Consider the following 24,861-nt stretch of genomic DNA (forward strand, 5'->3'; position numbering starts at 1 on the left):
AGACCTCAGCGTGGGGAGCGCAGGGTCTCGGACGGGGACTCCCCGAACCGGGCTCGGTAGGCCGACGCGAAGCGGCCCAGGTGCGCGAAGCCCCACCGGTGCGCCACGGCCGCGACAGTCACCCGTACGGGGTCGGCCCGGCGAAGTGCCTCCTGCGCGCGCCCCAGCCGCACCTGCTGCAGGTACGTCATCGGGGCCGTGCCCACATGACGCCGGAAGCCCTCCTGCAGAGACCGGACACTCATGTTGGCGATGCGGGCCAGGTCGGAAACCGTGAACGCGCGTTCCGGCTCGGACTGGATCGCGTCGACCACGCGGCGGATCGCCCGCGGGGGCCCGGCGGTGACCGGGCCGGTCAACTCGGCGTGATAGCGGTGCGGCAGGCACAGCAGCAGGCCGCTGAGGATGGTGCTGCGCAACTGCTCGGCCATCGCCGGCTCGGAGAACAGACTCGACTCGTACTCGAGCTCGTCGCACAGCAGGCGGATCAGCCGGATCCAGCTGTACCCCGGACCGGTGGAGAAATCCACCTCAGGGGGGAGGCCGAGAGATCCCTCGATCGGGCGTCCCAACAGTCCAGACAATTCTGCTTCCAGGGCCTTTCGCTCCACTTTGACAGCCAGCTCGACGGAGTCGGCCTCGCGAGAGGTGTAGACGGGGCTGCCGGGACCGAAGATCACTCCGGTGGAGGGGCCGGCGACGACCTCGTGGCCGGCGTGCCGGGCGTGCAGGTGTCCGGCGGTCGGAATGCTCACGTGATAGGCGTCCAGCTCGGCCACCAGCAGCGTGACCGGGTTCGCGAAGCTTAATTGTCCGACAGTTAGGGGTCCGAGTTGGATCACTCCGACCTCTAGCTGAAAGTCGCCGGAACCCTCCGGCATCCCTACCGCCACCGGGTAGAAGAACCGATTCAGCACGGACCGCGCCTCGTCAATGTTTGCCCCGGTGAAGTGGACTATGTCCGGAACGTCAGGGAGCACGGGGGCAAACCTCGGATAGACGTCAGCCATGCCGAGAGACGCTCCATCGCATACGGTGAGTATTCGACCTCCATGCGGGCACCGTCAACGTTCCCGCCGCGCGCTGACCGTTCCAGCACATTCCGGCCATATGAACTACTCTGGCGTTCCGCGCCTACGTGGCGTAACTTGCAGACCAGCGGATTGTTGTAGGGACGCGGTTGGAGAGTGGCGCCAGGGCGAGGCGCCCGACGCCCACCAGGGGCCTTCAGGGGCCGGCGGTGTGTCCTCCTCCTCGCGGAAGTCGGCATCGGCACCGCTCGATGCCAGGAAGAGGGCAGCCGTGTATCTGCCGATCACCACGCGCCAGTTGGCCGATGGCACCGTCGAGATCGCACCGAGTGGAGAAATCGATCTTGACAATGCCCACGTGATGCGGGACGCCGTCAACGACGTGCTGACCAGCTCCACGCCGGGCAAGATCTGCCTCGATCTGCAGCGGGTGATGCTGATCGACAGCATCGGGATCGGCATCCTGGTCGCCTGCTTCCACACCGCCGCCGCCAGCGGCATCAAGCTGGTGGTCAGCCACCCCAGCCCGACGGTGTACCGGCAGCTGTGGGTGTCGGGCCTGGTCGGCCTGCTGGGCTGCGCCGAGCCGCCGTCCCCGCGTACGTCGGTCAACCTGCACTGACACGGCTGAGCGGCCACCCCTCATCGGGGCAGCCGCTCAGTGGGCCGTGCTCAGCTTCTGCTCGATCTCAGCGCTGCGCTGCTCGTTGTCAGTGAGCCCGCAGCGCTGCTTCCTCGCGGGCCCGGCGCTCCTCGCCGCTCAGCTCGGACAGCGGCTTCTCCTTGACGAAGAGCACTGCGATGATCGCCAGGAACGCGATCGGCGCCCCGACCAGGAACAGCTCGGCGGTGGCAGTGCCGTAGATGTCCGCGAAGATCGCCTTGATCTCCGGGGGCAAGGTGGTCAGATCGGGAACCGAGTCTCCGCTGCCACCCGCCGCGGTTGCCGCCGGGCCGAACTTCTGGGCCGTCAGCGACGTCACCTTGTTGGCCAGCACGGCGCCCAGCGCGCTCACGCCGATCGCGCCGCCCATGCTTCGGAAGAACGTCAGCGTGGACGTGGCGGCGCCCAGCTCGGCCGCGGGAACGTCGTTCTGCGCGGCCAGCACGAGGTTCTGCATCAGCATGCCGACGCCGATGCCCAGCACGGCCATGTGCAACGACAGCACCAGCACGCTGGTCTTCGCGTCGATCGTGCTCAGCAGCAACATGCCGGCCGTCATGATGGCGGCGCCCGCCACCAGGAAAATCTTCCACTTGCCGAATTTCGTGATGAGCGCTCCGGCGACCACCGACGAGACCAGCAGACCGAAAATCATCGGCAGGCTCATCAGGCCCGCCACCGTCGGGGACTTACCCAGCGCAACCTGGAAGTACTGCGACAGGAACACCGTGCCGCCGAACATCGCCACGCCGACCAGCACGCTGGCGATGATCGTCAGGGTGACCGTGCGGTTGCGGAACAGGGCGAGCGGGATGATCGGCTCCGCGGCGCGGGACTCGACCCACACCGCCAGCGCCAGCAGCACGACGCCGCCGATCACGAACGCGGCCGTCTCACCGGACGCCCAGGCGAAGTGCTGACCGGCCAGAGTCGACCAGATGAGGAGCGTGCTGACACCCGCGGTGATCAGGAAAGCGCCGAGCCAGTCGATCTGCACACTCTTCCGGCGTACGGAGGGCAGGTGGAGGGTTTTCTGAAGGAGCGCGATCGCGGCGATCGAGAACGGGACGCCGATGAAGAAGCACCAGCGCCAGCCCAGCCACGACGTGTCGACCATGACACCGCCGATCAGCGGCCCGGCGATGGTCGCGACGCCGAACACCGCGCCGAACATGCCGGCGTACCGCCCCATCTCGCGCGGCGGGATGATCGCGGCGAGGACGATCGTGGCCAGCGCTGTCATGCCACCGGCGCCGATGCCCTGCACGACGCGGCTGACGACGAGCACCTGCACGTCGGGGGTGAAGCCGGCGATCAGCGAACCCGCCACGAACAGCAGCAGCGACAGCTGGACCAGCAGCTTCTTGTTGTAGATGTCGGCCAGCTTGCCCCAGAGGGGAACGGTGGCCGTCATCGCGAGGAGCTCGGCGGTGACGATCCAGGTGTAGACCGACTGGGAGCCGTTGAGGTCGGCGATGATGCGGGGCAGCGCGTTGGAGACGACGGTCGAGGCGAGGATCGACACGAACATGCCGAGCATCAGGCCGGACAGGGCCTGAACGACCTCGCGACGGGACATCCGGCCGGGCGTGGCGTCGTCGACGGCCCCGGCCGGCAACGGCGAGCCGCCCAAAGCGATGGCGTCCTCGGCGACAACGGACTCCGGCCCGTCGGCCGGGCTGGTCAGGGTCATCGGGTGGCTTCCTGGTGAGTAGGGGCCGGCTCGGTCAGGCCGGAGCCGAGAATGTCGAAGGCCTCGCGGACGAGGTCGAGGAGCTCGCGGCCGTCGTCGGCAGCCCAGCGCATCATCGAGGTGCGTACGGCGGCCCCCACGGCGGTGGCGACGAGGTGGGGAAACAGGTTGTCGGCGGAGACCTGAGTACGCGCGGCGACCGCGGCCACCGTCTCCTCCTCGGCGCACTCCCCGCGAGCGACCAGGATCGGCAACAGCGAGGGGTTGCTCTTGATCACGCGCAACCGCAGCAGCCAGACGTCGCGCTCGGCCTGGATCTCGGCGATGTCCGGTCGCAGCGCCTCGAACAGGGCCCGCACCAGCGGCACGTCGGCCGGCACGGCGAGCAGCCGGTCGTGGATCGAGGGTCCGTCCGGCAGCGGCCCGCCGAGCAGGGCGTCGTCCTTGGTCGCGAAGTAGTTGAAGAACGTCCGCGGCGACACGTCGGCCGCCTCCGCGATCTCTTCGACCGTCACATGCTCGCGCCCACGCTCGTCGACCAGCCGCAGGGCCGCCGCCACCAGGGCGGCACGGGTCTGCTGCTTCTTGCGGTCACGCCGTCCCGGGACGGCCTCCGTCGCTGCGTTGCCCACCCGAGCAGGCTAAATCGAATCTTGCAGCAGCTGCAAACTTTTATTGACTGCAGTGATGAGGGTTACGAGCATGCCGGTCGGATCGGCGCTCGTCCGCCGATACTCAGGCGCAAATCAGTCGTTCAGCTGGGTCCGCTCGATCTCGGACAGCGCCGCGGTCAGGATTTCCTCGACCGGACTCCCGCCGAGCAGGTCGGCCAGCAGCAGGGCAGCGTGCCGGGCCCGCGCGTCGGGTTTCGGGACGTCGGCCGCGTCCTCGTCGAGCACGCCGAGGGCGCCCGTCAGCAGATGGAGCACCACGTGCGGGTCGGTGGCGGGATGCCACGCGGCGGCCGACCGGACGCATCGCTCGAGCACCGCGCGTACGGCGTCGCCGTCGAGACCGTCGGGATGGGCCCGCTCGAGCAAGAGTCTTACGCTCGTGCCGAGGATCAAGCCGGTCTGCGCGGGATCGAGCGCGGCCAGCCCGGCGGTCGCCGCGGTGAGCGCCTCGGGGTCGTGAGCCCGCGCCGCGGTCACCGCCGCGGTCGTCGCGGCCGCGATCGGCCGGGCCGGGGCCGGCAGATGCCGCCAGTTCTGAATCATGGCCAGACCTTAGCCACGACCCCTGACAAGAACGGCGGGACGGAAATTGTCGGTGGGTGCTGGCAGGCTGTGTCCCATGTCGAGTCAGCTCAGGCAAGCCATGGCCGCGCGGGTCGAGCGGGGTGAGTTCCCCGGTCTGCTGGCCCTCGGCGCGCGCGGTGACGACGTGCTGGTCGAGACGGCCGGGGTCACCGAGTTCGGCGGTGACGTGCCGCTGCGCCGCGACACCCCGTTCCGGATCACCTCGATGACCAAACCGGTGCTGGCCGCCGTCACCCTGATGCTGGCCGAGGACGACGTGCTCGATCTTGAGCAGCCGGTCGCCCGTTTCCTGCCCGAGCTGGCCGGCCAGCGGGTTCTGGCCCGGCCCGACGCCCCACTCGACCAGACCCTTGATCCCGTACGCCCGGTCACCGTCGAAGACCTGCTCACGTTCACGCTCGGCTTCGGCAACGTGCTCGGGCCCGACGGCGGCGTCGACCCGCCCTGTCCGATCGTGCGGGCCTGGCGTGACCTCGGTCTGCAACTGGCCGAGCCCGAGCCCCGCTGCACCCTCGAGCCCGACGAGTGGATCCGGCGGTTCGGCTCCTTGCCGCTGATCCACCAGCCGGGCGAGAAGTGGATGTACAACACGGGCACCCTGGTGCTGGGCGTCCTGCTGGCCCGCGCGGCCGGCCGGCCTTTGGGCGACCTGCTGCACGAGCGCCTCTTCGCCCCGCTCGGCATGACCAGCACAGGTTTTTGGCTTCCGGCCGAGCGGATCGCCCAGGTGCCGCCGCACTACCTGGGCGACGATTCCGGCCGTCCGGTGCGGCAGACCGGTGACTCGGCCGAGTCGTGGAGCCGGCCGCCGGTCTTCCCGAGCGGGTCGGGCGGGCTGCTCTCCACCGCCGACGACTATTTGGCCTTCGCGCGCATGCTGCTGCACGGCGGTGTGCACGGCGGCACCCGGCTGCTGTCCGAGCGATCCGTGGCAGCGATGACCACCAACCACCTCACGTCCGAGCTGATCGACAGCGGCGGGTTCTTCCTCGGCGGGGCCGGCTGGGGTTACGGCCTGGCTGTCACGGTGCGTGACGACGAGATCAGCGGCCCCGGGCGTTACGGGTGGTCCGGCGGCTACGGCACGAGCTGGTTCACCGACCCGCGCGAGGGGCTGATCTTCATCGTGCTCAGCCAGGTCACCGACCTGCTGTGGAACGGGGCACTGACCGAGCTCAGCAAGCTGGCGTATGGTTCGGTTCGGCCTGGGGAGGCTTGATGACCAGTCTCGACACGGTGACGGCGTGGGTCGCCAACTATCGCAGGGCGTGGGAGTCCAACGATCCGCGGCACATCGGCGATCTGTTCGCCGAGGACGCTGCCTATTTCACCGAGCCCTATGCGAAACCGTGGGTCGGGCGGCAGGCGATCGTCGAGCAATGGTTGAGGATCAAGGACGAGCCGGGAACCACCACGTTCGAATGGCATCCCGTGATCGTCACCGAGGAACTCGCGATCATCGAGGCGAAAACGATCTATCCGGACGACACGTACAGCAATTTGTGGCTGCTTCGTCTCGACAATTCCGGGCAGGCCCGCCAATTCACCGAGTGGTACATGAAACACCCCGCCTGATCAATTCGTCGCCACCGGCAGCACGAGTCGCGACTCCGCACAGTGGACGGTGTGCCGTTGCGGCCGCATGTCGTGCGCGTCCGACGGTCCGCCCGGCGTGCCCAGGTTGCGGGCGAAACGCGGGAACGAGCCGCCGGAAACCTGCAGCCGCAGCCGGTGGCCGGCCGCGAGCCGGTGAAAACACGGGTCCAGCGTGAGCGTGAGCCGTCGCACCTGACCGGCCGGCGTCGACGGGTCGAGCCGCACCATCGCGTCGGCGAAGTTCCGCGATCGTCCGCGTTTGTCGACGTCACAGAGCCGCACGAAGACGTCCGCGTGTTCCGGCTCGACCTCGACGGCCAGTTCCAGCACGGGCGTGCCGATCACATCCACGGCGGTGGGCAGCGGATCGGTCGTGAACGTCACCACGTCGGCGCGGTCCTCAAGCGCCCGGTTGTCCTTGACCCCCATCGAGCCGGTGAGCGTCCGCCCGCCCACGGTCGGCGTCGGATCCGCCGGGTCGTACCAGAAGCTGACAGTCGCACCCATCCGCGCGCCCGATTCGTTCCCGCTGTCCCCGCTTCCGCCAGCGGCCGACACGTTCGCCCTGTTGGATGGGGTCGCCGTGCCACTTCGCGCCCCGCCCGCGGACCCGCCTGCGGACCTGCCCGCGGTTTCGCCTGCGGACCCGCCTGGGGATGTGCCTGCGGTTTCGCCTGCGGTTTCGCCTGCGGTTTCGCCTGGGGATGTGCCTGCGGACCCGCCTGGGGATCTGCCCGCGGACCCGCCTGCGGTTTCGCCTGCGGACCCGTCGGCGGACCCGCCTGCGGACCCGTCCGCGGACCCGCCTGCGGACCCGCTCGAGGTTCCGCCCGCGCCAGTGTCACCGCCGTCGTGAACGGCCTGTTCAGTACCTGTGTCAACCGTTTCCAGATTGGCCCCGTCAAGCGGAATGAAGTCGCCGGACGGGTCGGCGCTGCCGGGCGTCATTGTCCCATTCGTGCTGTGGGGTGGGGTGGTGGCTTTCGGTTGGGTGGGGGTGTGGGGCGTGGTTGGTGGGCTGGTGTTGCTGGGTGGGGTGGTGGTGTTCGGTTGGGTGGGGTGTGGGGCGTGGTTGGTGGGCTGGTGTTGCTGGGTGGGGTGGTGGTGTTCGGTTGGGTGGGGGCGTCGGGCGCGGCTGGCGCGCTGGTGTCGCCCGGCGGGGTGGCGACGTCCGTTCGGGCGGCGGTGGTTGTCGCGTTCGCGCTGTGCGGTGGGGTGCTGTGGCCTGGTTCGGTGGGGGTGCTTGGTTGATCGGGGGCGCCGGGCGCGACTGATGCGTTCACGCCGTCGGTCAATGCGGCGACACCCCGTGCCTCGTGCGAGATGTCGCTTCGCGCGGTGCCTGTGTGCGGGGGCGTGCCGACCGGGGCGCCGCCGGAAACAGGTTGGTCAGTGGTGGCATCACGGGGTGGCTGCTCGGTGGCGGGCCGGATCAGGGCGTTGGTCGGCGGGGCAGGGGCGGGCTCATGAGTGAGCGACTCGCTGCTGTTGGGGCGCGCACTCCCGCTGCGGACTCCGGGCTGGGCCGCGGGTGTGGGGTCGGGCCGCGATGAGGACGGGGTGGATCCGGCCGGGGTGGGGTCTGTCTCCAGGGGCGGATCGGTGGGGTTGGCGGACAGGGTCAGGGTTTGGTCAGCGTGCAGTTGGAAGACGGCGGGAGCCGACGGAGGCGGCCAGGCGGCGAGTTCGTGCCAGCGGCGTTCCCCGGTGCGGAAGACGCGGACCGGGGATTTGCGGCTCGCGGGGCCGTCGGCCAGGTGTTCGTCGAGCCAGGACAGGCTTTCCCGGGCCAGGGTGGCCGCGCCCTGCACGCCCAGTTGCAGGTGGGTCCAGGGGCCGACGGTCAGGCCCACGTCCACGTTGCGGGCCTGCAGGGCCGCGTACTGCTGCAGTGACTGGTCGAGGAACAGGTCCTGCCAGCCGCTGATGATCAGGGTCGGGGTGGTGACCGTGGTCAGGGCGTCGCCGGCTCGGTAGGGCCGCCACCACGGGTCGTCGCCGTCGGGGTGGGAGAGCCAGTCGCGATACCAGGGTGCACGACCGCGCAGCACGGGGTCGGCCGCGTCGGGCAGGGGCACTCCTTCGAGCGCGGGGCGCAGGCGACGTCCGGCCGAGACGCTGTTCAGCAGGCGGCGCAGCAGGCCACCGTCCTCCTGACGGGCGATCATGTCGCTCCAGCCGAGGAAGTCGCCGAGCGTGAACGCGCCAGTGCCGAAGACGGCTTCGCGGAAGTCGTGCGGTCCGACATAGACGACGGCAGTCCGCAATTCCGGCGGCGGGTCCTGCAACAGCGCCCACTGCGTCCAGCCGAGGTAGGAGGCGCCGAGCGTGGCCAGCCGCCCGTCGAACCAGGGCTGTTCCCGCAGCCAGGCCACCGTGTCGTGGCCGTCCTCGGCCTCCTGCGCCATCGGCACGAAACGGCCGCCCGATCCGAACGTGCCCCGGACGCTCTGCAGGATCACGTGATAGCCGCGCGCCGCGAACAGCCTCCCGTTCAGTGCCGACGCGGGAAACCCACGCCCGTACGGGGTCCGCATCAGGACCGTCCCGCGCGGCCGGGCGGTCACCGGGGCGAAATGGTCAGCCACCAGCACCACGCCGTCGCGCATCGGGATGCGGGCCGTCGCCACCACGTAGTCGTTCGCCGCGGGACCCTGCCGGACAAGGCGGGACAGCGCCGCGTCGGCGAGGCGTTGCCGGATCGAGTTGGCCATGCCGCTCCTTGATCGAATACGCGGGTAAACAAGAAACAATGCCGGAATGTGAAAGCGAGCGCGATTCGAACCGTACTCGGATGTGCGATTTCCCGGCCGGGTTGGCAGACTGCCACGGTGGAAGTTCGGCAGGCGCTCGGCGGCCGTTACACATTGTTGAGTGAACTCGGCAATGGCGGCATGGCTGTGGTGTGGCGTGCCCGCGACGAGGTGCTCGGCCGCCCGGTCGCGGTCAAGGTGCTCGCCGGCCGTTTTGCCGGTGACCCACAGTCACGGGCCCGCATTCGTGACGAGGCCCGGGCGGCGGCCGCGCTCTCCCACCCCAACATCGCGCAGGTCTACGACTACGGCGAGGCCGACGACCTGCCGTACGTGGTGATGGAGCTGATCAACGGCCCGACGCTGCAGCAGCGGGTGTCGTCCGGGCCGTTGCCGCCACGCACGATCTTCCGTGTCTGCGGTGAGGTGGCCGCCGCGCTGGCCGCCGCCCACGAGGACGGACTGGTCCACCGCGACATCAAGATGGCGAACATCATGATCGCGCCGTCCGGCGTCAAGGTGGTGGATTTCGGCATCGCGGCCGTGGCCGGTCCCGCCGCCCCCGAGGACATGCTGGTCGGCACCCCGGCCTACCTGGCGCCCGAGCGGCTCACCGGCGACGCGGTCGAGCCCGCCTCCGACGTCTACGCGCTCGGCGTGCTGCTCTATCGGCTGCTGGCGCACGAGTCACCGTGGACGGTCGAGAGCACCACCCAGATGCTGCAGGCCCACGTCTATGTTGAGCCCGAGCCGCTGCCCGATCTGCCCGGTGTGCCCGCCGCGGTGGCCGAGCTCGTCCACGCCTGTCTGCTCAAGGATCCCGCCGAGCGGCCCAGCGCGAGCGAGGTGTCGGCCACGCTGGCCGACGCGGCCGAGGCGGCGTCGGTTGCCGACCCCGTACGCGATCACAACGAGCCCACCGAGTTCCGCGTGTCCCGTCCCGTCCCCCCGGTCGAGCCCCCGCGCTACGCGGCCCGGCCGGAGGAGGCGGTGCGCGGCAACATGCCCGGTAACCTGCCGACCGGCCCGGCCCGCAACTCGGCGTGGCCGGCCACCGTGGTCGACCGGCCAGTTCGCGCGTCGCGGCGACGGCCCAATGCGCTCGGGGGCCTGCTCTCCGGCGTACGGGGGAAATATGTCCTTGCCGGTGGCGTCGCTGTCGTGATCATCGCCGGGTTGCTGGCGTGGCTGCTCGGCGGCAACCCCGAAGCGACCGGAAAGCAGCAGGTCGCCGCCCCACCGGCCGCCCCCGGAGCGGTCGTGACCAGCGTGGCCGCCGTCCCCACGGATCCCGCCCGCGGCGACCGCCCGATCTCCGGCGCGACCGGCCTGCCCGGCCCCGGTCCGATCATCGCCAGCGGACCGGCGGCGTCCGTGGTCCCCTCCGAACCGCCGGCGGTCTCGCCCAGCGTGATCGAGGGGCCCGAACCCAGCCCTTCCACAGTCGTGTCGCCCTCGGCGCCGGTGGCCCCGGCGGGCAAACGGCTCGACTCCCCGGGGGGCGCCGTCTTCGCGGTCTGCGACCAGGGCAAGGCGACGCTGACCGGGTACGAACCGGCCGACGGTTTCACCGCCCAGCCGATCGAACCGGGCCCGGCCTTCACCGCGCGGGTGATGTTCAACGGGGCGCAGAACAACTACCGGGTGGCCGTGACGTGTGTCGGGCCGACGCCGACGCGTGTGGTGCTACCGCTGTGATCCCGCTGCGATCCGCGGCACGCTGCGGTTATCGAGCCCGCCGACAGGGGTAGACAGCCCTCGGCAGAGGCCGGCAGCGAAGGGGAACGACATGACCAGGGACAATGTGAACACCGAGGCGGCCGAGGGCGACCGCGACCGCCGGTTCCACTCCAGCGCCCCCGCCCACCTCGACGACGACGAGCTGGCTCGCCGCACCGAGGCGGCGCGGGCCGAGGCCGGGGTGACCGACTACGACCGCGGTGACGTGCCGTCGGCCACCGACGAGCCGGTGCCGTACGACCCGGACGCCGACCTCGTCGAGCAGGACATCGAAAGCGTCACCGCCCGGCAGGAGGCCGAGGGCGAGAACGTGCCGCTCAGCGAGGACAACCCGTTCCCGCCCACCCGGTACGCGGCGGAGTAGCCCACCGGCCGTGTTCCCGGCAGGTCCCACCCGGAACGAACGATGACACCGGTTGCCCGCGAAAGGCCGAGCGGGACAGCAACGAACCGTCAGAGCAGTTCCAGCTGCCGGGCACGGAACACCGCCTCGCGGCGGCGGCCGACGGCCAGCTTGCGATAGATGGCGGCGAGGTGAGTCTTGACCGTGTTCACCGACAGGCACAGCTCCTCGGCGATCTCGGCGGTCGACATGCTCGTCGCCATCAGCCGCAGCACGGCCTGCTCACGGTAGGTCAGAGCGTCCGGAAGGGTCTCCGCTTCGGGGAACGCCGGATCGGGGTGCGGTACCCCCGTGATCGGCGCCGGCCACCGGGCCCTCAGCGTCCCGTGCCGGTTGAGCACCGGTTTCAGGTCGGGGGTGGCCCGGACGAACGGCAGCACGAACTCGCCGTCCGCGAGCTGCAGCGCACGGTCGAGCAGTTCGGCGGTGCGACCCTCCTCGCCGCGGCGATGCGCGATCTCGGCATCGCAGAGCGCCGCGTCGACCATCAGCAGGCGATCGACGTACGGGCTCGGGGTGGTGATCACCGTACGGACGGAGGCCGCCGCCCGATCCAGCTCGCCGAGCGCCAGATACGCCCGCGCGGCGGCGACCTGGGCGACCAGCCCTTCCGCCGTGTCGCGGTGGGGATGCAGGCGCTGCAACGCCGAGCGCGGCCGGCCGAGGGCGGTGTCGATCTCGGCCAGCTCACGATCGCGGACCACGCCGAACAAGCCGACCGCCGTCCGGTTCACCGCCGGGTCGTCGCGAAGCAGCGCCTGGGCCTGCGCGAGCTCGCCCCGCGCGGCCAGCAGGGTCGCCTGCGCGTACGCCATCGCGGCCGCCTGACCGATACCGGCGTGCACCGGACCGGCGGCGCGCGCCCGGCGCAGAGCCCGGTCCATCTCGGTCAGATTTCCCCGCACGTGGGCCCGGCGGGCGACGGCGAGATCCAGAATCACCGGCCGGGCCAGCTCACGATCGCCGGCCAGCAACACCTCCGCCTGATCGATGGCCTCGTCGGCGTGCCGGGGACGTGCCGAAACGCTCACGTACGCGATCAGGGAAAGCGCCGCGAGCCGTACGACCGGTGTCTCGTCCGGCGGCAGGGCAGCCATCGCCCGCCGCAGCAGCTGATCCACCTCGGTCACCCGGCCGGCACCCAACCGGGCGCGGGCCTGAGCGAGCAGAGCACTGGACCGCAGGCCCGGCACGGCCTCCACCGACGTCCGCAGATCCTCGTCGGCGAGCAGGCGTGTGGCGGCGACGTCGACCGCGCCGAAGTCCGCGAGCTTTTCACCCAGCATCATCTCGGCCACCAGGGCGGTGACCGTCAGCTCGGGATCATGATCGATCGGCAGACGACCGGGTACGGCGTACCGGCCCTCGGCCGACGCCGCGTCCACGGTCAGCGCCTCGATCGCCCGCCGGGTCACCTCGAACTCGGCCAGCTCGTCGGGCGAGGCTCCGTCCGGTGGCGGGCCCGGGTGCACCTCCGTCGGGCCGAGATCCTGGTGGCCGACGAACGCGTACGCGAGCCCGCCGTGCGCCAGTACCGACCGGATCGCGGCGCCGTCACCGGCCCGTACGCTCCAGTGCAGCGCCCGCGGCACGTCACCCTGCTCGCGGTACCAGGCGGAGGCTCGGGCGTACTGCTCCTGCTGGGCCCCGGGTGACTGGCTGCGGGCCAGCTGCCGCAACATCTCCCGGAACAGCGGGTGGTAGCGGAACGTGATGCGTTCCGGATCCACCGGGATGACGAACGAGTTCGTCCGGGCCAGCGCCGTGAGCACTGAACGACAGTCCGGCACGCCGGTGACCGCGTCGGCCAGCGGACCGGTCACGTCGTCGAGGAAACTGGTGCGGATCAGCAACGACTGGGTCTGCTCGGGCAGGGCGGTGAGCACCTCCTCGGTCAGGTACTCGCCGATGCTGCCCTCGTCCATGGCCAGCAACGCGACGAATCCTTTCGGCTGCTCGTCGTCGACCATCCGCATCGCCGCGAGCCGCACCCCGGCCGGCCAGCCCTCGGTGCGTGCCTCCAGCGTCCGCACTTCCTCGTCCGGCAAACGGACGCCGTGCCGCTCGAGGAGGTCCCGCACCTCCGTCGTGGTCATCGCGAGATCGGCGGCGCGCAACTCCTTGACCAGTCCGGCCAGCCGGTAACGGTGCAGCGGCAGCAACGGGTCGTTGCGGGCGGCGAGAATCAGCTGGATGTGGTGGGGCCACCGCAGGATGATCCGGTCCAGGCCGGCCACGATTTCCGGGTGGGTCAGCATGTGCGCGTCGTCGAGCACGATCACCGGGCGGGCGGGTGGCTCGGTGAAGCTCCGGAGCACCGAGTCGACCAGCTCGACCGTGCCGTCGGGGAACCAGGCCGAGGCCGGATAGCTCTGGCCGGCAGCTCGGCCGGCCTCGAGGAACAGTTGCCAGAAACGGCGGGGGTTGTTGTCCGACGGGGTCAGGGCCAGCCACGCCACCGACTCGTCACGCCGGCGGGCCCATTCGCTGAGCAGCACAGTCTTGCCGGTGCCGGCACCCGCCGACAGCACCGTGAGCGCCGCAGGCGCCGCCTGATCGAGACGGTCGAGCAGGCGCGGCCGGGACAGGTGCTGTGGTGGCAGAGGCGGTACCAGGAAACGCGGATCATCCAGTCCTGTGTGCATAGAGCCCCCCGGTGCCGGCCGGTCGTTTCAAAGCGGCCCCCGACAGGCTCGGCACGTTAACAATCTAGCCTCAATGCCGCTCTCGGCATAGACACGGCGAACGCGGGCGAAATAGTGGACCTTTCTCCACATGCGACGGTGTGTGACCCCGTACGGGGAACCAATCGCCCGCCTCGAGGGGCTGACTCCGGTGATCGACGGCCGGGCGCATGAGCCCGCACCCTGACGCGGCTCATTCGGATCGAGTGAGGCCAGGGCCCGGCGGAAGGCGCACAGTATCGGGCATCGTCCTCGACCACGCTGGAGGCCGCCATGTCCTCGCACACGCTTACCACCACCGCGGACACCGGTCATGAGAGCCGCTTCTGGTGGATGTCCGCGGTGCTCGGCATCCTCACGGTGGCCGTCGGCGTGGCCGCACTGGTCTGGCCGGAGGCGACCATCCGGGTGGTCGGCCTGTTGTTCGGCCTCAACCTGCTGGTCACGGGCCTGATCCGCGCCGGCCTGTGCCTGGTGGTGTCCTGGTACCCGGTGCTGTACAGGGTGCTCGGCGTGGTGTTCGGCGTCCTGAGCGCGATTGTCGGCATCATCTGCATGCGCAACGTCCTCGCGTCGGCCGTCCTGCTGATCGTCTTCGTCGCCATCGGCTGGCTGCTGGACGGCATCATCGAGCTTTCCTCCGCGCTGGCCGGGGCGCAGGACCCGCTGCGCATGTGGCGCGCGGCGGCCGGTGCGGTCTATCTGCTCGCCGGCGTCGTGGTCCTGGTCTGGCCCGCCCTGAGCCTGCGGGTCTTCCTGGTGGTCGGCGCGGTGGCGTTGATCGTGGTCGGCATAGCGCAGGCCGCCGTCAGCCTCGGACTGGCCCGCGCCGCGCGCCGACCGGCGGGCTGAGCCGAGCGGCGGCGCGGTTCGTCCCCACCGGAGGAGGATCAGGAACCGCTGAGCTCGACGGCCGGTTCCTTTTCGTCCTCGGCCGACAGTGAGGTCTGCAGCACCTCGCCGCCGAACGGCTTCATCGCGGAGGCGAATTCACCCAGCAAGGGCGAGGTGGCCGGCGGCGGGGCAGGTGAAAGTGAGCGGATGGCCACCCCACCGATGACGAGCGCGGACACCGACGCCTCGGCGGCCGCGCCGAGGTCCACCCATGGCTCCCTTCCGATCAAGGCCCTGGCCGCGATCGGGGCCGGCATCGCGCTCGTCGCCGGGCTGCTGGGCGGCGCGGTCGTTTACTGGGCGGCCGGTGACGACGCCACATCCTCGTGTGCGGCCGCCTCGGTCGCCGACGATGTGCTGCCCTCGGTGGTCACGTTGCTGGTCTCGAGCGGGTCCGCCGGCGGCAACGGCAGCGGCGAGGTCATCCGCTCCGGTGGCTACATCCTCACCAACGACCACGTGATCTCCCCGGCCGGACCGTCCGGCACGATCGACGTGCTGTTCAGCGGTGGGCAGACCAGGCGCGCGACCGTGGTCGGCCGGGCACCCCGCGTGGATCTCGCGGTGGTCCGGGCCGACCTGCCGGAGGGCGTGCCGACGATCGAGCTGGGGCAGTCCGGACGGCTGCGGGTCGGGCAGCCGGTGGTGGCGCTCGGTTCGCCGCTCGGTCTCTCCGGCACCGTGACCAGCGGAATCGTCAGTGCGCTGGGCCGCGATGTGCCGATTCCCGCCGAGGGTGGCCTGACCGCGGTGCTGCCGGGGGCGATCCAGACCGACGCGGCCATCAATCCCGGCAACTCGGGCGGGGCGCTGGTCGATTGCGCCGGCCGGCTGGTCGGGGTGAACACTGCGATCGCGACGGTGCCTACCGGGTCGGGGGAACCCGGCGGCGGCAGCGTGGGCATCGGTTTCGCCATTCCCGCCGACGAGGCGACAGTGGTTGCCAACCAGCTCATCGACCACGGCGCCTTCAGCCCTCCGTACGTGGGGGTGGCCGCGGTCCCGATCTCCCCGGTCCTGGCCGACCGGTTCGGCGTGCCCCACGGCCTGTACGTGCAGGCGGTCAGTCCCGGCGGTCCGGCGCAGCAGGCCGGTCTGCGACCCAGCGACGTCATCACCTCGGTCAACGGCCGGGAGATGACCGGCTCGGACAGCTTTTTCCTGGCGACGCTGACCGGCCGGCCGGGCGACCGGATTCCCGTCGAGTACGCCCGGGCCGGCGCCTCCGAGCGGACCACCCTCACCCTCGGCAGCAACCCACCGTGACCGCATGGTCGCCCGTTTCACCCTTCGAGGGTGAGGTCTTCCGTAAGGGCAGGCGCAACAGTCGACCATGACGTTCTCGGCGACGGCCGCCCTTGCCACCGCCGACTGCCGCGTTCCGCGAGGAGATCGCCGTGACCACCACGCCCGCCACCTCCGCTGCCTACGGGGTCCATTCCGAGGTCGGCGTCCTGCGCAAGGTTCTGGTGTGCGCGCCGGGACTGGCTCATTCCCGGCTGACGCCGCGCAACTGCGACCAGCTGCTGTTCGACGACGTCCTGTGGGTGGAGAACGCCCGCCGGGATCACGCGGACTTCGTCGACCAGCTCCGCGGACGCGGCGTCGAGGTCGTCGAGCTGCACGACCTGGTCGCCGAGACGATGGCGATCGCCGAGGCAAAGACCTGGCTGCTGGACCGCAAGGTCACGGCCAACGAGGTGGGTCTCGGCCTGGTCGACGCCACCCGCGAGTTCCTGGAGGGGCTCGACAACCGGCAGCTGGCGGAGTTCCTCATCGGCGGACTGGCCACTTCGGACCTGCCGGGCGACTTCCGGCCGGGCTATGTCGCGCTGGCCCGCGAGTCGACCGGGGTGCGGGAGTACCTCATGCCGCCGCTGCCCAACACCCTGTACACCCGGGACACCACCTGCTGGATCTACGGCGGGGTGACCTACAACCCGCTGTACTGGCCGGCCCGGCACGACGAGACCTTGCTGTACAAGGCGCTCTACCTCTTCCACCCCGACTTCGCCGGCTCGACCGTCTGGTGGGGCGACCCCGAGCAGGACTGGGGCCTGGCCAACGTCGAGGGCGGCGACGTCATGCCGATCGGCAACGGCGCCGTGGCCATCGGCATGAGCGAGCGCACGACGAGGCAGGGCATCACCCAGCTCGCCGCGGCGCTGTTCGAGCGCGGCGCGGCCAACCGGGTGATCGTCGCCGGCATGCCGAAACTGCGCGCCGCCATGCACCTGGACACCGTGTTCACGTTCGCCGATCGCGACGTGGCGACGGCGTACCGCGACATCGTCGACAACATCCACACGTTCAGCCTGCGCCCCGGTGACAAGGAGCCGGTCGAGGTGACCGAGGAGAAGCACCCGTTCGCCGACGTGGTCGCCGAGGCACTCGGCCTGTCCGGGCTGCGGGTGCTCGACACCGGTGGGGACGCGTACGCGAACGAACGTCAGCAGTGGGACAGCGGCAACAACGTCGTCGCGGTCTCGCCGGGCGTGGTGTTCGCCTACGACCGCAACACCCATACCAACGCGGTGCTGCGAGATGCGGGGATCGAGGTGCTCACCATCGTCGGCGCGGAACTCGGTCGTGGCCGCGGCGGCGGGCACTGCATGACCTGCCCGATCATGCGGGACCCGGTCGACTTCTGAGCCATGGCCGAGCCCGAGGTTCCGGCGGTGCGCAGACCGTCGCTTGTGGACGCCGTGGTGCCGCTGATCGCGTTGGCGGTGCTGATCGCGAGTTCCCTGCTGCTGTTCGGGCTGGACGCGCTGGACGGGCCCATCCAGGTGGCGCTGGTGGTGTGCGCCGCCGTCGCGGCGTTGATCGCGCTCAAGAACGGGCACAACTGGGCGGCCGTGCAGAGCGCCGGGCAGGAGGCGATCGCCTCGGTGACGGGCGCGATGTTCATCCTGCTGGCCGTCGGCGCGCTGATCGGCACCTTCAACCTGTCGGGCACGATCCCGACCCTCGTCTACTACGGCATCCAGGTGCTCTCGCCGTCGTGGTACTACGCGGCCTCGGCGATCATCTGCGCGATCGTCGCGCTCAGCATCGGAAGCTCATGGACCACCGCCGCGACGATCGGTGTCGGCCTGGTCGGCATCGCGACCCTGCTCGGCGTCTCGCCTGCCATCACCGCGGGAGCGGTGATCTCGGGCGCCTACCTCGGCGACAAGACGTCACCGCTGTCCGAGACCACCATCCTCACCGCCCAGATGGCCGGCGTCGACCCACGCGAGCACATCAAACGGCAGGTCTGGACGTCGGTGCCGGCGTTCCTGATCGCGCTGGTCGCCTTCTTCGTCCTGGGCCTGCTCAAGGCGCCGGAGGTGGACGACACCGTCTCCACCGCCACGGAGCTGGCCGACCTCGACCAGCTGTTCTGGATCAATCCGGTGAACCTGTTGCCGCTGCTGTTGCTGGTCGTGCTCTCGGTGCGCAAGGCGCCGGCGTCGCTGGCCCTGCTGGCTTCGGCGATGTTCGCGGGTCTCCTCGCGGCGTTCACCCAGCGGCAGGTCATCGCCGACTTCGTCGCGGGCCAGGGCAACGTCGTCCTGGAATCGATCAAGGCGACCTGGCTGACGATGGCCACCGGTTTCCACGCCGACACCGGCCTCGCCGACGTCGACCGGCTGGTCTCCCGGGGCGGCATGGCAAGCATGCTGTACACGCTGTGGCTGATCTTCGGAGCCGTGACGTTCGGGGTGCTGCTGGAGCGCTTCGGGCTGATCTCGCGGCTGATCGACCCGATGATCGCCGCCGCCAAGAGCACCGGGCGGCTGTTCCTCACCGTGTTCGCGTGTGCCTTCGGCCTCAACGTCGTCGCCGGTGACCAGTACATCGCCCTGGTCCTGCCCGCGCGCATCTTCCGCGCCGAGTTCGCGCGGCGGGGCCTCGCGCCGACGAACCTGTCCCGGCTGACCGCCGACAGCGGCACGGTCACCTCTCCGCTGGTGCCGTGGAACTCCTGCGGGGCGTTCATGGGCGCCACTCTGGGCGTCTCGGCCCTCCTCTACCTGCCGTTCGCGATCTTCTGCTACGCGAGTCCGGCACTGAGCGTCCTGTACGGGTTCACCGGTTTCAAGATCGAGAAGGTCGAGCCCGCACCGCTCGGCCCATCACCAGAGGGAGTGCCTGACGATGGTCGATAGAACACCGGTTGCGAGCACTTCGGCCCCGGACGCCTCGACCGACCCGCCGGTGGAAACGTCAGGAAAGATGAGCCTGCCCACCCTCACCGGCATGGTGGTCGGGGGCATGGTCGGCGCGGGCGTGTTCTCGCTGCCGGCGCGTTTCGGCGTGGCGACGGGCATCCTCGGCTCGCTGATCGCCTGGGCCATCGCCGGTACGGGCATGCTCATGCTCGCCTTCGTCTTCCAGAACCTCGCGATCCGCAAGCCCAGCCTCGACTCCGGCGTCTTCATCTACGCCAAGGCCGGCTTCGGGGACTATGTCGGCTTCAACTCCGCGATCGGCTTCTGGGCCAGCGCGGTCGCGGGCAACACCTTCTACTGGGTGTTCATCACCGCGACCCTCGGCGGGCTGTTCCCCGGCTTCGGCGACGGCGACACCGTCCTGTCGGTGGCGGTGTCCACCATCGGCGTCTGGCTGTTCCACTACCTGATCGCGCGCGGCATCCGCGACGCCGCGGTGATCAACCGGATCGTCACCGTCTTCAAGATCCTGCCGATCCTGGTTTTCATCGTTGTGCTGTTCGTCGCCCTCGACGCGGGAATCTTCGCCGACAACTGGACCGCGACCGGCTACGGCGACCTCGGCAACCTCAACGAGCAGGTCCGCAACACGATGATCATCACGACCTTCGTGTTCCTGGGCATCGAGGGCGCGAGCGTGTACTCCCGCTACGCCAAGAGGCGCGCGGACGTCGGCCGGGCGACCGTCATCGGCTTCCTCAGCGTGCTGTCGATCTTTGCTCTGGTGACGCTGTCGAGCTACTCGGTGATGGCCCAGCCGCAGATCGCCGGGACCCGGCAGCCCTCGATGATCGGCCTTTTCGAGCACGTCGTCGGCGACTGGGGCCGCTGGTTCATCAGCATCGCGGTGATCGTCTCGGTGCTCGGGGCCTATCTCGCCTGGACCCTGATGGCGGCCGAGGTGATGTTCATTCCGGCCCGCAACGAGGACTTCCCCGCCTTCCTCGGCCGCGAGAACGACAAGGCGACGCCGATCACCGCGCTGGTGATCACCTCGCTGGCGGTCCAGGGCCTGCTGGTCGCGACGTTCGTCCTGACCGACGCGCTGAACTTCATGCTCGACCTGTGCACCAGCCTGGCGCTGATCCCGTACTTCCTCGCTGCGGCGTACGCGCTGAAACTCGGACTCACCGGTGAGGCGTACGAGGACGTGGAGCCCCGTACCCGTCGCAAGGAGACCATAATCGGGGGCATCGCGACCGCGTACACGGTGTTCCTCTTCGAGGCGGCGGGCCTGAAGTTCCTGCTGCTGTCGACGGTCATCCTCGCGCCGGCCACCCTGCTGTACGTCAAGGCGCGCAGCGAACGGGGGCGCCGGATCTTCAGCCCTGTCGAGATCGCGCTGTGTGCCCTTGTCGTGGCCGCCGGCATCACGGGTGTGGTGGGCCTGTGGACCGGCCTGATCGCGATCTGAACCGGGGGTCCACGGCATGAAACGAGTCGGAGTTGTCGCGGCGGTCCTGCTTTGCCTGCTGGGATCGGCCGGCTGTACGGCGCAGCCCCGCTCCCAGGCCGTCGGGAGCGTGGACGGGCAGGTTGGCCGTCTGCGCCTGCTCCGTGTGGCGGTCGACGCCCCGGGACCGTCCGGAAGCATCCACATCGCGGGCAGCAGCGCCGCCCTGCTCCTGACGATCGCGAACTTCGGGGAGGCGGAGGACGCCCTCGTCGCGGCGACCGCCAACGTCGCGGGGCAGATCGTGCTGCGCGACGGTGACGCCGTCACACAGGCGCCCCTGCAGGTGGCCGTGCCCGCCGGCGGCGCTGCCGTGCTCGGCGAGGTCACCGGGCCACACCTGGAGCTGTCGGGGCTGCGGGCAACCCTGCGCGCCGGATCTCCGGTGCTCGTCACCTTCGTGTTCCGCGACGCCGGCTCGGTGCTGCTCCAAGTGCCGGTCCGCGGCTACACGGACGTCCCGGTCGACCGGGTCCCGCCACCCGACGGTCAACCGGCCGCCGGAACCCCGCCACCAGCGGACCGGCGCTCCTGAGGGCGGCCGTCCACCTCGGCCGGCGTACGGGCGGGCCGGCGGATCTCGCTGCCGAGCAGGACGCCGAGCGCGACCGCGACCATCGTCGCCGCCGTGGTGACCAGCGTGTCGATCCCGTTCCTCGGGTCGGTTCCCAGGTATTCGGTCACCCCGAGCAGGCCCAGCGCCCCGGGCACCAGCAGCCAGAAGGCCGGCAGGACGCTGACCGGCGCCGGCGGCCCGTTCGGTGCGCGCGCGACCAGCCGGGCGACGGGGGTCATCAGCACCGCTCCGACAAAGGCCGACAACACCCCACCGAGGAAAAACCCTCCGACCACCTGCCCCGCGTACGCGACATAGAGCACCAGCAGCAGCCAGCCCAGCGAAGCCCACCGAGCGCAGTTGTGCAGCACCACACCCACCCCGAAGAACGCGACACCGAGCCAGGTCGTCCAGGACGGCAAGGGCCCGGAGCTGATGGCGATGATGGCGTCGACGCCGACCAGCTCCGACGCCGCGGTGATGCCGAGGGCCAGCAGGAACAGGCGCATGCTGCCGGACGCCAGCCGGGCCGCACCGGAGATCATCTGCCCGGTGGCCAGCTCGATCGCCGCGGTGGTGAGCAGCGCACCGGGAAGGAAGTTCACCAGCGGCGCGGCCAGCGGCGCCAGCAGACCGGTGCCGGGGGCCAGGCGGACGAGCAGGAAAGCCGCCCCGGCCGCACCGAAAGCGCACACGAACGGGAGGAACGGCTGCCACCGCGTCGGCGCCCGGCCCGTGTCCAGCTGCAACAGGCCGCCCACCACCACGCCGAGCAGGGCCGCGGCCAGCAGGCCGGTCCAGTCCGCCCGCAGCACCAGGGCGAGGCCGGTCGTCAGCAGGGTGTAGCCGGCCACCCGGACGAGCGGCGGGTACGCCGGTGGCAGCCGGCGGATCCGGTCGAGCTCGTCGAGTCCGTCCGCCGGCCGGGTCCGGCCCCGCTCCGCCGACCGGACGAGCCGGTGGAGGGCATGCATCTGGTCCAGGCGGAGCTGCTCGGTGCCGGCCGGTGACACCGCGGTCTGCACCGTGCCGAGTGCCGGTGCGGTCACGAACAGCGCGGTCGCCAGCACCACGACCTCCGCGCCCGGAACGCCGTTGACGGACGCCACCCGGCCCAAAGTCCGCTGAACCGAGGACGCCGCCTCGCCGCTGTCGATCAGCGCCCGTCCCAGGGTCACGAGGAAGGGCAGCAGCGCCGCGGGAACGGTGGGGAGGGGCGCCTGCGGGCGGGCCGGGCGGCGCGGCGTACGTGGTGCCCGGTGGCGGATCACGTACGCGGCGGCGCCCAGGACCAACAGCGCACCCAACGCCACGAGCAAGGTGGACACCGCGATGCCGGACCGCTGGGCGGCGGGGGAATGGGGCTGCGGCATCCCGGCCGCCGGGGACGCCTCCGACGTCGGAGCAGGTGTCGCCGCCGGTGCCGTCGTCCGCGGGAGCTGCGACGGGCTCGGCGACGGCGGGGGCGCGGACGACACCTCCGATCCCGGCTCCGGCTCCGGTTCCTCGGGTTCCGGTGTCGGGGCCGGCTCGCTGATCACGGATTCGGCGCCGACGGACGGCTCGGGGACCGGCGGCTCAGTGGGCTGCTCTCCGCCCGCCGCCCGGGCCAGAGCGAGGACGATCACCACAGCGGCAAGGAGGACTGCCGGCCCCCGGCGAGTGGCGATCATCCGTACGGGAATGGGGTCTCACCCGCCGTTTCCGGGGACCCGGGCTGGGAGACGTCGACCAGTTCCAGGCCCAGGGCGCGGATCTGATCGAGCACCTCGTGCAGCCCGGCCTGGTCCAAGGTTCCCGACAGCACCGTCGTGGCCGGCTCCTCCTCGACGGTGAGACCGCTGAACGCCGTACGGGCAGCGGTGCCGAGCAGACCGACAACCCTGATCTCGTACCGCACGGTGGTCACGAATGCTCCTTCCGTCCGCTTTCGTCGGGTGAGGACGGCCTACGGGGTGCAAGTGCCGGGCGACGAGGCGTGCCGGGCGTGCGGCGCACATCGATCAGCTCCAGACCCAGGAACCGGATGCGTTCCAGCACGCCGTGCAACGCCGACTGGTCCATCTCCCCGGACAGCCGCAGGACGCCGCCGGCGGAACTGGCGGACAGGCCCAGAAACGCGGAGCTGGACAGTTCACCAGGCCGTTCGCGCACCCGGATGTCGTAGCGAGGAGCCATGTGGCGCTCCTTCCTTCACGGCTCTCCGCATCATGCTGGCGACGAATCGGCGCGGTGACACCATCCGAACGGGGTGAACGCGATCCCCGTCCCACACCCCCCGCCGGCTACAACAAGTCATGATCGACGAGGAGAGTCCGGACTCGACCGCCACGGAGGCCGGCCCGACGGCGATCAGCTGGGGCGCACGGCATCGACGGTGTGGGTCAGGGTCGGCTCGAAGTGCGCTATCTCCGACTGGCTGATCCCGTTGCGGCGGGCGACCGCCCCCCAGTTCTCAGCGGCCCCGGCTACTTCGCGGAGGACGGCGCGCGCCTGGTTGTCCGACAAACCGAAGTTTTCCGCGTACGCCAGGAGCGCGTTGACCTCGTCGGCCGGATTCGTCGCACCGCCGATGCTCGTCACTCGCCGGGTCGCAGGTTCCGGATCGGGGTTGATGTCGAAAGCAGGCGCTAACCTCCAGCCGGGGCCCTGACGCAGGAAACCGTGGTTGCGAAGGTGATCGTCAGTGTTGTGGATGGCAATAGAAAACGCGATCCGTCGCCACAGTTGTCGAAGGTCGTCAACGGCTGCGGAGCTGTGCTCTGGGAGAACCTCAGCGATCTCGGTGTAATCCCGAGGTTGCCCGTCCTGTGCTTCCAGCAGCGTCATCGCGCTGATGTACCCGACGCGGCGCTGTCCTTCCCGGTCGAATCGGTCGAGCAGAAGCACCGGGCTTCCGTCGATACCGACCAATTGCCTTCCCGGGACAGGGATTCCCGCGACCTCCGCAAGGTCGAGAGCTGTCTTCTCCCAAGCGATAACACTCCACTCGTCGGAGTGATGGGGGAACTTCGCGATCATGAGCCGCTCGTCGTCGCGAACTGACGCCTTGGGGCGCGCCCCGCCGAGTGAGCCTGTACCAGCGTCCAATAGTGTTTTGATCGCGTCCAAGTTGTCTGGTCCCTCGCGGGTGACAGCGTTGGCGGCATGAAGGAGTGAGGGAAGCGCGATCAGTTTCGGCACGTCAGGCGACGGGTGCTGGAACACGTCATCAGGATCTGTCTTGAAGCGCAGCGCGCCCTGCCGAGTTTCGTCGCTGACTCCGAGCAGGTAGTCCCGGTCGTCGAGGGCCGGTGGGGTTCGGCTGTCCAAAGCCGCTTGGGCCCGGATGCGCTTGGCGATCAAAGTGCGGCCCCAACGGTCGGGGGCAGCGTCACTGAAAGCGCCGGCGAGTCCCTGGGGTAGTGGCCATGCTCCGGCGCTGAGGCCGAGGGCAGGGTCGATGGCGTAGGCGCCCGGCAGCGAGAGGTAGTCGCGGTCGTAGGAGAAGGTCGCCGTCAGCCGGCCCCGGCGGAAGTTGAAGTGGGCGTCGCCGACGGCAACGGTTCGTCCGGCGATTTCGACATAGGTGCGGACACGGCTCACCGGCGTACCCGCTTAGGCAGCGCCTCATCGGCGCGGGCACGGCCGAGATCGGTCTCGTAAGGATCAGTTGCTGTCACGATGGCGTCCAGAACACCTAGGGCCCTGGCGACGCTGAGCAAAGCCTGCACCCCCACACCGGTGTCCCCGTTCTCGACCCGCCGCAGCGTGGTCCGTGATATCCCGGCCCTCTCGGACACCTGCTCAGCGGTGAGCCCTTGCAGTTTCCGCCACGCCGTGAACTGCTCCCCAATGCTCTTGGCGGCAGCACTCACACGAACAGAAGGCCGAGGCACAACACTCCTTCACCCAACGCCCAGCATCCTAACCACTATA

The 24,861-nt window shown here is 70.2% G+C and carries 24 protein-coding genes; 11 read left to right on the forward strand and 13 right to left on the reverse strand.

The features are described 5' to 3' along the window. Positions 1 to 5: 5 nt before the first annotated feature. A complete protein-coding gene (locus C8E87_RS20720; protein WP_133874632.1) occupies positions 6 to 1,010 on the reverse strand; it encodes a helix-turn-helix transcriptional regulator in 1,005 nt (334 codons plus the stop codon). Positions 1,011 to 1,302: 292 nt separating this feature from the next. Between C8E87_RS20720 and C8E87_RS20725 the strand changes: the two genes are divergently transcribed. After that, the gene (locus C8E87_RS20725) at positions 1,303 to 1,653 is read left to right on the forward strand and encodes an STAS domain-containing protein (protein ID WP_133874633.1); all 351 of its coding nucleotides are present in this window, start codon (positions 1,303 to 1,305) and stop codon (positions 1,651 to 1,653) included. An 88-nt stretch (positions 1,654 to 1,741) separates the two neighbouring features. Here C8E87_RS20725 and C8E87_RS20730 read toward each other — a convergent pair whose 3' ends face one another. The 3 genes from C8E87_RS20730 to C8E87_RS20740 form a co-directional block, all read right to left on the reverse strand. Next, on the reverse strand, positions 1,742 to 3,388 hold the full coding sequence (locus C8E87_RS20730) for an MDR family MFS transporter (RefSeq protein WP_239079834.1): 1,647 nt from the start codon (positions 3,386 to 3,388) through the stop codon (positions 1,742 to 1,744). Further along, entirely contained in the window at positions 3,385 to 4,020 is a 636-nt protein-coding gene (locus tag C8E87_RS20735; protein WP_133874634.1) for an acyl-CoA-like ligand-binding transcription factor, read from the reverse strand. Before C8E87_RS20735 ends, C8E87_RS20730 begins: the two co-directional genes overlap by 4 nt. A gap of 114 nt (positions 4,021 to 4,134) precedes the next feature. Next, the gene (locus C8E87_RS20740; RefSeq protein WP_133874635.1) at positions 4,135 to 4,605 is read right to left on the reverse strand and encodes a hypothetical protein; all 471 of its coding nucleotides are present in this window, start codon (positions 4,603 to 4,605) and stop codon (positions 4,135 to 4,137) included. A gap of 76 nt (positions 4,606 to 4,681) precedes the next feature. Here C8E87_RS20740 and C8E87_RS20745 point away from each other — a divergent pair, with 76 nt between their 5' ends. Both C8E87_RS20745 and C8E87_RS20750 read left to right on the forward strand, forming a co-directional pair. Beyond that, positions 4,682 to 5,866: a serine hydrolase domain-containing protein gene (locus C8E87_RS20745; protein WP_133874636.1), complete on the forward strand. Its 1,185-nt coding sequence runs from the start codon at positions 4,682 to 4,684 to the stop codon at positions 5,864 to 5,866. Further along, positions 5,866 to 6,222 (forward strand): nuclear transport factor 2 family protein, encoded by a 357-nt coding sequence (locus C8E87_RS20750; RefSeq protein ID WP_133874637.1) that lies wholly within the window; start codon positions 5,866 to 5,868, stop codon positions 6,220 to 6,222. Before C8E87_RS20745 ends, C8E87_RS20750 begins: the two co-directional genes overlap by 1 nt. Here the strand turns inward: C8E87_RS20750 and C8E87_RS45630 are convergent, their stop codons facing one another. Next, entirely contained in the window at positions 6,223 to 6,750 is a 528-nt protein-coding gene (locus tag C8E87_RS45630; RefSeq protein ID WP_133874638.1) for a CocE/NonD family hydrolase, read from the reverse strand. Between the two features lie 437 nt (positions 6,751 to 7,187). Beyond that, positions 7,188 to 8,957 carry a CocE/NonD family hydrolase gene (locus C8E87_RS45635; protein ID WP_243755152.1) on the reverse strand — a complete coding sequence of 590 codons (1,770 nt, stop codon included), beginning with the start codon at positions 8,955 to 8,957 and terminating at the stop codon, positions 7,188 to 7,190. Positions 8,958 to 9,074: 117 nt separating this feature from the next. Between C8E87_RS45635 and C8E87_RS20765 the strand changes: the two genes are divergently transcribed. Next, a complete protein-coding gene (locus C8E87_RS20765) occupies positions 9,075 to 10,694 on the forward strand; it encodes a serine/threonine-protein kinase (protein ID WP_133874639.1) in 1,620 nt (539 codons plus the stop codon). 91 nt (positions 10,695 to 10,785) lie between these two features. Beyond that, positions 10,786 to 11,100, forward strand: a complete 315-nt coding sequence (locus C8E87_RS20770; protein ID WP_133874640.1) for a hypothetical protein — start codon at positions 10,786 to 10,788, stop codon at positions 11,098 to 11,100. A gap of 89 nt (positions 11,101 to 11,189) precedes the next feature. Here C8E87_RS20770 and C8E87_RS20775 read toward each other — a convergent pair whose 3' ends face one another. Beyond that, complete coding sequence (locus C8E87_RS20775; protein ID WP_133874641.1) at positions 11,190 to 13,784, reverse strand: winged helix-turn-helix domain-containing protein; 2,595 nt, start codon at positions 13,782 to 13,784, stop codon at positions 11,190 to 11,192. 312 nt (positions 13,785 to 14,096) lie between these two features. Here C8E87_RS20775 and C8E87_RS20780 point away from each other — a divergent pair, with 312 nt between their 5' ends. After that, positions 14,097 to 14,675 (forward strand): HdeD family acid-resistance protein, encoded by a 579-nt coding sequence (locus C8E87_RS20780; protein WP_239079836.1) that lies wholly within the window; start codon positions 14,097 to 14,099, stop codon positions 14,673 to 14,675. 38 nt (positions 14,676 to 14,713) lie between these two features. Here C8E87_RS20780 and C8E87_RS43770 read toward each other — a convergent pair whose 3' ends face one another. After that, on the reverse strand, positions 14,714 to 14,872 hold the full coding sequence (locus tag C8E87_RS43770; protein ID WP_166661204.1) for a DUF1269 domain-containing protein: 159 nt from the start codon (positions 14,870 to 14,872) through the stop codon (positions 14,714 to 14,716). Here C8E87_RS43770 and C8E87_RS20785 point away from each other — a divergent pair. The 5 genes from C8E87_RS20785 to C8E87_RS20805 all read left to right on the forward strand — a co-directional run bounded on the left by C8E87_RS20785 (position 14,865) and on the right by C8E87_RS20805 (position 20,922). Beyond that, positions 14,865 to 15,983, forward strand: coding sequence for a S1C family serine protease (locus tag C8E87_RS20785; protein WP_239079837.1), 1,119 nt, complete (start codon positions 14,865 to 14,867; stop codon positions 15,981 to 15,983). The two genes, C8E87_RS43770 and C8E87_RS20785, sit on opposite strands and share 8 nt — an antisense overlap. 131 nt (positions 15,984 to 16,114) lie before the next feature. Continuing rightward, on the forward strand, positions 16,115 to 17,368 hold the full coding sequence (locus tag C8E87_RS20790) for an arginine deiminase (protein ID WP_133874642.1): 1,254 nt from the start codon (positions 16,115 to 16,117) through the stop codon (positions 17,366 to 17,368). 27 nt (positions 17,369 to 17,395) lie between these two features. After that, a complete protein-coding gene (nhaC, locus tag C8E87_RS20795; protein ID WP_243755153.1) occupies positions 17,396 to 18,871 on the forward strand; it encodes a Na+/H+ antiporter NhaC in 1,476 nt (491 codons plus the stop codon). Positions 18,872 to 18,938: 67 nt separating this feature from the next. Then, complete coding sequence (locus C8E87_RS20800) at positions 18,939 to 20,348, forward strand: basic amino acid/polyamine antiporter (RefSeq protein WP_133874644.1); 1,410 nt, start codon at positions 18,939 to 18,941, stop codon at positions 20,346 to 20,348. A gap of 16 nt (positions 20,349 to 20,364) precedes the next feature. Beyond that, entirely contained in the window at positions 20,365 to 20,922 is a 558-nt protein-coding gene (locus tag C8E87_RS20805; RefSeq protein WP_133874645.1) for a copper chaperone PCu(A)C, read from the forward strand. Here the strand turns inward: C8E87_RS20805 and C8E87_RS20810 are convergent. The 5 genes from C8E87_RS20810 to C8E87_RS46660 form a co-directional block, all read right to left on the reverse strand. Next, positions 20,877 to 22,616, reverse strand: coding sequence for a threonine/serine exporter family protein (locus tag C8E87_RS20810; protein WP_133874646.1), 1,740 nt, complete (start codon positions 22,614 to 22,616; stop codon positions 20,877 to 20,879). The two genes, C8E87_RS20805 and C8E87_RS20810, sit on opposite strands and share 46 nt — an antisense overlap. Further along, positions 22,613 to 22,852 (reverse strand): DUF8691 family protein, encoded by a 240-nt coding sequence (locus C8E87_RS20815; RefSeq protein WP_203720422.1) that lies wholly within the window; start codon positions 22,850 to 22,852, stop codon positions 22,613 to 22,615. Before C8E87_RS20815 ends, C8E87_RS20810 begins: the two co-directional genes overlap by 4 nt. Further along, positions 22,849 to 23,121, reverse strand: coding sequence for a DUF8691 family protein (locus C8E87_RS20820; RefSeq protein WP_203720423.1), 273 nt, complete (start codon positions 23,119 to 23,121; stop codon positions 22,849 to 22,851). The genes C8E87_RS20815 and C8E87_RS20820 overlap by 4 nt, the downstream gene beginning before the upstream one ends. A gap of 174 nt (positions 23,122 to 23,295) precedes the next feature. Next, entirely contained in the window at positions 23,296 to 24,528 is a 1,233-nt protein-coding gene (locus tag C8E87_RS20825; protein ID WP_133874647.1) for a type II toxin-antitoxin system HipA family toxin, read from the reverse strand. Then, positions 24,525 to 24,821 (reverse strand): helix-turn-helix domain-containing protein, encoded by a 297-nt coding sequence (locus C8E87_RS46660; RefSeq protein WP_133874648.1) that lies wholly within the window; start codon positions 24,819 to 24,821, stop codon positions 24,525 to 24,527. Before C8E87_RS46660 ends, C8E87_RS20825 begins: the two co-directional genes overlap by 4 nt. Between the last annotated feature and the right edge of the window lie 40 nt (positions 24,822 to 24,861).

The sequence above is a fragment of the Paractinoplanes brasiliensis genome (assembly GCF_004362215.1).
GTDB classification, from domain to species: domain Bacteria; phylum Actinomycetota; class Actinomycetes; order Mycobacteriales; family Micromonosporaceae; genus Actinoplanes; species Actinoplanes brasiliensis.